6 protein-coding genes are annotated in these 6,439 nt (G+C 40.8%); 2 read left to right on the top strand and 4 right to left on the bottom strand.

Going from position 1 to position 6,439, the window contains the following annotated elements:
• The 3 genes from dnaA to JWQ85_RS06605 all read right to left on the bottom strand — a co-directional run.
• On the bottom strand, positions 1–1,244 hold a 1,244-nt coding region (gene dnaA, locus JWQ85_RS06615; protein ID WP_299465790.1), incomplete at its 3' end, for a chromosomal replication initiator protein DnaA.
• A 319-nt stretch (positions 1,245–1,563) separates the two neighbouring features.
• The gene (locus JWQ85_RS06610; RefSeq protein WP_299465787.1) at positions 1,564–3,111 is read right to left on the bottom strand and encodes a methylmalonyl-CoA mutase; all 1,548 of its coding nucleotides are present in this window, start codon (positions 3,109–3,111) and stop codon (positions 1,564–1,566) included.
• A gap of 5 nt (positions 3,112–3,116) precedes the next feature.
• Entirely contained in the window at positions 3,117–3,647 is a 531-nt protein-coding gene (locus JWQ85_RS06605; RefSeq protein WP_299465784.1) for a hypothetical protein, read from the bottom strand.
• A 91-nt stretch (positions 3,648–3,738) separates the two neighbouring features.
• Between JWQ85_RS06605 and JWQ85_RS06600 the strand changes: the two genes are divergently transcribed.
• A complete protein-coding gene (locus JWQ85_RS06600; RefSeq protein WP_299465781.1) occupies positions 3,739–4,092 on the top strand; it encodes an iron-sulfur cluster assembly accessory protein in 354 nt (117 codons plus the stop codon).
• Positions 4,093–4,185: 93 nt separating this feature from the next.
• On the opposite strand, the gene JWQ85_RS06595 is transcribed toward JWQ85_RS06600, so the two are convergent.
• Positions 4,186–4,977 (bottom strand): hypothetical protein, encoded by a 792-nt coding sequence (locus tag JWQ85_RS06595; RefSeq protein WP_299465777.1) that lies wholly within the window; start codon positions 4,975–4,977, stop codon positions 4,186–4,188.
• Positions 4,978–5,237: 260 nt separating this feature from the next.
• On the opposite strand from JWQ85_RS06595, the gene JWQ85_RS06590 reads away from it, so the two are divergent.
• Positions 5,238–6,439 (top strand): ABC transporter permease (locus JWQ85_RS06590; RefSeq protein ID WP_299465774.1); only part of this gene is annotated, 1,202 nt, incomplete at its 3' end.

Here is a 6,439-nt window from a genome sequence, read left to right as displayed (position 1 = left end):
ATCTGGCGGGCTTGTACAATTTCGCGTTTGCGGGTTTGAGATTTTACCATCTCGATAGGTACTTCAAAGTATTCGCAAACAAGGCTCTGGATGTATTCCATTGAAATTTCCTTGGAAGAATTTTTTACAAAATTCTTAAGCATTTGCTTGGCCAGGTTCAGGTCAATTTCTTTACGGTTTAGGGTTGATTGCGCCAGTAATGATACCATTGCGCCTTCCAGCTCACGTACGTTGTTATCAATGTTGTGGGCAACGTACTCAACCACATCGTTTGATAGCTCGATACCGTCCTGATAGATTTTGTTTTTGAGGATAGCCATACGGGTTTCCAGATCAGGGATCTGCAAATCGGCAGATAGGCCCCATTTGAAACGCGATAGCAAACGTTCTTCTAAACCTGCAAGGTCTTTAGGCGCTTTATCTGATGTGATAATTAGCTGCTTACCGCTTTGGTGCAGGTGGTTAAAGATATGGAAGAAGAAATCTTGTGTTTTTTCTTTACCGGCAAAGTTGTGTACATCATCCATGATCAGTACATCAATAGCCTGGTAAAAGTTCACAAAATCGTTTATGTTATTATGTTTAAGGGCATCAACAAACTGCTGGGTAAACTTTTCGCAGCTTACGTATAGTACAAGCTTATCTGGCAGGGTGCGTTTAATTTCGTTACCAATAGCTTGCGCTAAATGGGTTTTACCTAAACCAACACCACCATATATCATTAAAGGATTAAATGATGTGCCGCCCGGTTTTGCTGCAACAGCATAACCTGCAGAGCGCGCTAAACGGTTACAATCTCCTTCAACAAAGTTTTCGAAGGTGTAATTGCGGTTCAGCTGCGGATCTACGTTCAGCTTTTTAAGGCCCGGTATTACAAATGGGTTCTTAATATCTTTATTTATCGAAATAGGTATTGGCATAGACTGATTTTTTGATTCAGCACCATTTCCATTCGAGGGCATATTAGTAGTATATGGCTTGCTTGATGACTGTTCAACAACAATGTTATACTCTAAACGACCTTCATCGCCTAATTGTTTTTTTATTGTTTTGCGCAGCAAGCCCACATAGTGTTCTTCTAACCACTCATAAAAGAATAAACTTGGTACCTGTATCGTTAAAACGCTACCCTCCATACGCAAAGCCTTTATTGGTTCAAACCAAGTTTTAAAGCTTTGTGCCGGTATGTTGTCTTTTATTATCTGAAGGCAGCAATTCCAAACGTTAGTACAAGTTTTTTCCATATAGTTATTAGTAATATCTTGATTTCCAGCCTTCACGAACACTGTTTTTGAGCTCGCTATGGAACATCGAATATTCTAAAAAAAAGCGGATTAAAAAATAATATTTGAACTTTTTTTAGAAATATATTTATAAAAAAACGGCCTATTTATTGCGGGTATTAAAGTTATTAACATTATATTTCGCATGTAGACGGTGTTTTTATGCACCAATCTTGTTGGTTGGCGCTTTTGAAAGTTCAAACATTGTTTTAATCAATTTTGTGGATTAGTTTTTAATGAAAAAGCGTTTAAAATTATTAACTGTAGCGACAAATTATCGTTAATATTCACCAAAAATATTTCGTAGCGTATCGGCTATTTCACCCAGTGTGGCGTAGCATTCAACAGCTGTTAAAATGTAAGGCATAAGGTTGTCTTTCCCCCTTGCGGCATCTGCTAAATTTTGCAATGCCCGGCTTACTTCAACATTATTTCGTTCCTGTTTTAAACGTACAAGTTTATCCATTTGTTGCCTGCGGATAGCATCATCAACCCTAAAAACATTTTGGGCAACTTCTTCCTGCTGTGTAAACTTATTAACGCCAACCAGTATCTGATCGCCGCTTTCAATGTCGTTTTGGTATTGGTAGGCAGCGGCGGCAATTTCCTGTTGTATATAATCCTGCTCAATAGCTTTAACAGAGCCGCCCATTGCATCTATCTTATCTATATATATTTGAGCGGCTGCTTCCAGTTCATCAGTTAAAGCTTCAATAAAGTAGGAGCCGGCCAGTGGGTCAACCGTATCGGTAACGCCACTCTCAAATGCAATTATCTGTTGGGTACGCAGGGCAATTTTGGCGGCAGCCTCGGTAGGCAGCGACAAAGCCTCGTCGTATCCGTTAGTGTGAAGCGATTGTGTGCCGCCCAGCACAGCGGCAAGTGCCTGCATGCTCACCCTCACTATATTATTCATAGGCTGCTGGGCCGTTAGTGTAGAGCCGCCCGTTTGGGTATGGAAACGGAGTTTTTGAGCGCCTGCATCTGTAGCGCCCAATTCTTTGGTAATATGTGCCCACATGCGGCGTGCCGCACGAAACTTGGCTATCTCTTCAAAAAAGTTATTATGGCAGTTAAAGAAGAAAGAAAGGCGTTTGGCAAATATGTTTATATCCAATCCCTTATCTAAAGCAGCTTTTAAATAGGTTTTGCCGTTGGCTAAAGTAAAGGCCAGTTCTTGTACCGCAGTTGAACCTGCTTCGCGAATATGATAGCCGGATATAGATATGGTGTTCCACTTAGGCACTTCCTTACTGCAGTATTCAAAAATGTCAGTTATCAGGCGCATAGATGGGGTAGGCGGATAAATATAGGTGCCCCTCGCCGCGTACTCCTTTAATATATCGTTTTGTATAGTGCCCGAGATCTGTTTAAGATCAGCCCCTTGTTTTTTTGCTAACGCGATATACATAGCTAATAATATAGCCGCAGTCGCGTTAATGGTCATGGAGGTGGTGATATTCTTCAGTTCGATACCGTCGAATAATATCTCAATATCCTTTAATGAATCTATAGCTACACCAACTTTACCAACTTCGCCTTCGGCAAGTTCATGGTCGCTGTCATAACCTATTTGGGTGGGCAGGTCAAACGCTACCGAAAGACCCATTGTGCCCTGGCTTAATAAGTAATGGTAACGTTTGTTTGATTCTTCGGCCGTTGAAAAACCCGCGTACTGGCGCATGGTCCAGGGTTTGCCCCGGTACATGTCTTTCTGGATACCGCGTGTATAGGGGAACTGTCCGGGCAATTCATTCATGCCAGATGGCTCGGTGTAAACCTCCTTAAGCTCGATGCCCGAAATGGTTTTAAATTTTTTATCGGCCATAATGCTTAAAATATGTGTTCAAGATCTTTACGTACCAGGTTAGTTGCTATATCGTACGGATCTTCCTCAAGTTTGCTTAAATGTGTTAAGAGCACCTTGCCAAAATCAAGGCCGGTAGCGTTTTCGGGCATAGCCTTTATGGCATTATTAACCAGGTTTATGGTATCATCTTTTGTGCGTTTTAAAACAGCCCATGCCTGAGTGCTTACATAAATTTGCTGGGTAACATTATGCTGATATTCGGTGCGTACTTCGTTTAATATAATGCTGTGCAGCTCTGCAGCCGAGTAACCGTTACCGTTTAAGCGGATGAGCAGGTTTGAGGGGTTTATCCTATCTATAAATAATATTAAACGCTCGTATGCCTGTAAACGAAGTGGCAGTGTTTGGCCGCTAATGGCCTTTTTAAGTTCAAGCGCCTGTAGGTTTTGGCCTTTATCCAGGTAGGGTTTAAACAGGTAAAACGCTATATATATAATGCCAATGCCGGCAACGGTGTATTTTAAAATATCGAGCAGATAATTATATAGTATCATTTTTGCTAATGTTAGGCAGAGGTCATAAATAAACCGGTCGCTGCAAAAATCCGCATTTTACCTTATATTTGTGTAGTTAATTAAAAATAAGATGAGCGCGATTGTTGATACCCTAACTGCACCCGTAACTTTTACACCTGGTGCCGTAAAAGAACTTTTTAAATTAAAAGACCAGCAAGAACTGAATGATGATTTTGGCTTGCGTATTGGCGTTGAAGGCGGAGGTTGTTCTGGCATGAGCTACGTTTTGGGCTTTGATCAAAAGAAAGATGGCGACCAGGAGTTTTTGATAGACGGTATTAAAACCTACATGCACAAAGCACATGGCCTGTACCTTGCCGGTATGCAAATTGATTTCCAGGACGGATTGAATGCACGTGGTTTTACTTTTAATAACCCTAATGCTGCAAGTACCTGCGGTTGCGGTACTTCGTTTTCGGTATAATAATCAGAATTTTTTAGATATTGAAAAGGCCCCTTATGCAAGGGGCCTTTTTTTGTTCGTTTTTTTTATACCTATATAACTTAATAACTGGGATCAATTAGGAGGAATGGGATTGCTCACTATTTTCCACAAGCCATTTTGTGTAAACCTGTAATCGTAAATTATAACACCCTTATAATAAATATAACAGAAGGTTCTTGGTTGTAAACAATCCATCGATAAGGTTACCAGGTCACCAGGCAGTATTGCATGGTCATACACATAATAAAATGGGCTTTGCCCTGCTAACCCCAATTTATAATCAACTATCTTGTGAATGGATAGGGGTGCACCCGGGCGTATGGCATTGGTGATGTAAGTAAAAAGGGTGTTAATAGAATCACTTGTTACCCATACCCTGAATTTTGCAGCCGTATCTGCAGCTTTCATTTTAATATGCTTGTAGTAATATATTTGCTTAGCATTTGGTATGCCGTTGGCAGGTATAGTATCGGTTAGCTCAAGGGTGGTATCGTTTAAAGTTTGTATCCTGAAACTGTTACCCGGGCCGAAATCCAGATAGTTTAAGCCGTTTTTTTTATGAATAAGATAGGTGCTGGTGTTAGTGATCTGTACACTTGCATACTCGGTGAAGGTATTATTGCCATCAAATTCAAATGCCGAAGCATGGCCTATATAAAAATCGGGTATTAAAACTGTTCCTGTATTATCAACTACTTTTGATCGAAAGGTGGGGTATAACCATTTGCCGGTAATCTTTTTGTTTAGTTCGGCAATTTTATCAACCGGGGGCTTATTGTCATCCGGTTTAACCGGTGACGGCCCTTTTTTACATCCCGTGGCAATTAGGGCAACTGCTATTAAAGCGTATATAAAACTTTTCATCCCTTTTGAATTAGATATCTGAAGTATTATTGGTGTAGAGCGAACATTACTCGTGATGTAAATATTTATCAACAAATAGTTAGGGGCAGGTACTGAAAGTGATATATAAAAATAAAAAGAATAACGTAAATAACTTGCAGACTTAAAAGGAAATTAGTTTGGGCTATGTTTTTGTACGATGATAAAATAAAATGCCTTGGCAGGTGTAACAAATAGTAACGCGTTTTAGTCATACCGTCAAGTTTTTTTATATTTATGGCATGCCGGTAAAAACCACCTATAAAGAGAATATATCTATTGCGTTACAATCTATTAGTGGTAATAGATTGCGTACCTCGCTTACCGCTTTAATTATTGCCATAGGTATTATGGCGCTGGTGGGTATTTTAACAGCAATTGAAGGGATCAAGCAGTTCACAAACGATGCCTTTGCAGGCTTGGGTGCAAACTCATTTACCATTCAAAATCGTGGTAGCGGCCTTAACTTTGGTAATGGCGGGCACCGTAAAATATACCCGGCCATTAGTTATGACCAGGCCGAGCGGTTCGCGAAGCTTTATAAATTGCCGGCGCGCATTAGTATAGATCTTAGCGTAACCGGTACCGCTATCGCCAAATACAACAGCATTAAAACCAATCCTAATATTTCGGTAACGGGGAGTAACGAAAATTACCTGGCAATAAAAGGCCATAAGCTGGCCTTGGGCCGTAACTTTTCGGCATCCGAATTAGAACACGGGGCCAACGTGGTTATAATTGGCGATGAGCTAAAATTAAAGCTGTTTAAGAACGAAGACCCTATCAATAAATCGATATTATTAGGTAGCAGCAAATTCAGGATAATTGGCGTTGTAGCGCCAAAGGGGAGCAATAGCTTTGGCGGCGATAAGTTTTGTATTATCCCGGTGCAGAAGGCCAGGCAAATTGCGGCTACGTCTAAACCATCATTTGGGGTAACTGTAAATGTTAACAGCCCCGATGTACTTGATGCCAGTATTGGCGAGGCCACCTCACTGATGAGGAATATTCGTGGTATCCGGATCGGTCAGAGTGAAAATTTTGAATTTTCAAGAAGCGACGCCATTCAACAACAACTATCCGGGCAATTAACAGGTATAACTGTAGCCGGTTTTGCCATTGGTGCTATAACCCTTATAGGAGCTGCTATTGGCTTAATGAATATTATGCTGGTATCAGTAACAGAGCGTACCCGCGAAATTGGCTTGCGCAAAGCTATTGGCGCCACACCATCGGTAATACGTAAACAGTTTTTAATTGAAGCTATTGTAATATGCCTGATAGGTGGTTTTGCCGGGATCATATTAGGCATGGCTATAGGGAACCTTATTGCCGTGCAAATTAGCGGCACATTTATAGTGCCATGGGTATGGCTGTTTTCGGCAATAGGCTTATGTACATTTATTGGCTTATCATCAGGATTTTATCCGGCTAAAAAAGCAGC

It is taken from the genome of Mucilaginibacter sp., assembly GCF_028288105.1.
In the GTDB taxonomy this organism is placed as follows: Bacteria; Bacteroidota; Bacteroidia; order Sphingobacteriales; family Sphingobacteriaceae; genus Mucilaginibacter.
Note: the sequence above shows the minus strand (reverse complement) of the source record. Positions and strands in the feature narration are given on the sequence as shown.

Coding starts and splice junctions, on each gene's coding strand:
- JWQ85_RS06595 (WP_299465777.1), bottom strand. CDS start 4,977: ATGAAAAGTTTTATATACGCTTTAATAGCAGTTGCCCTAATTGCCACG.
- JWQ85_RS06605 (WP_299465784.1), bottom strand. CDS start 3,647: ATGATACTATATAATTATCTGCTCGATATTTTAAAATACACCGTTGCC.
- JWQ85_RS06610 (WP_299465787.1), bottom strand. CDS start 3,111: ATGGCCGATAAAAAATTTAAAACCATTTCGGGCATCGAGCTTAAGGAG.
- JWQ85_RS06600 (WP_299465781.1), top strand. CDS start 3,739: ATGAGCGCGATTGTTGATACCCTAACTGCACCCGTAACTTTTACACCT.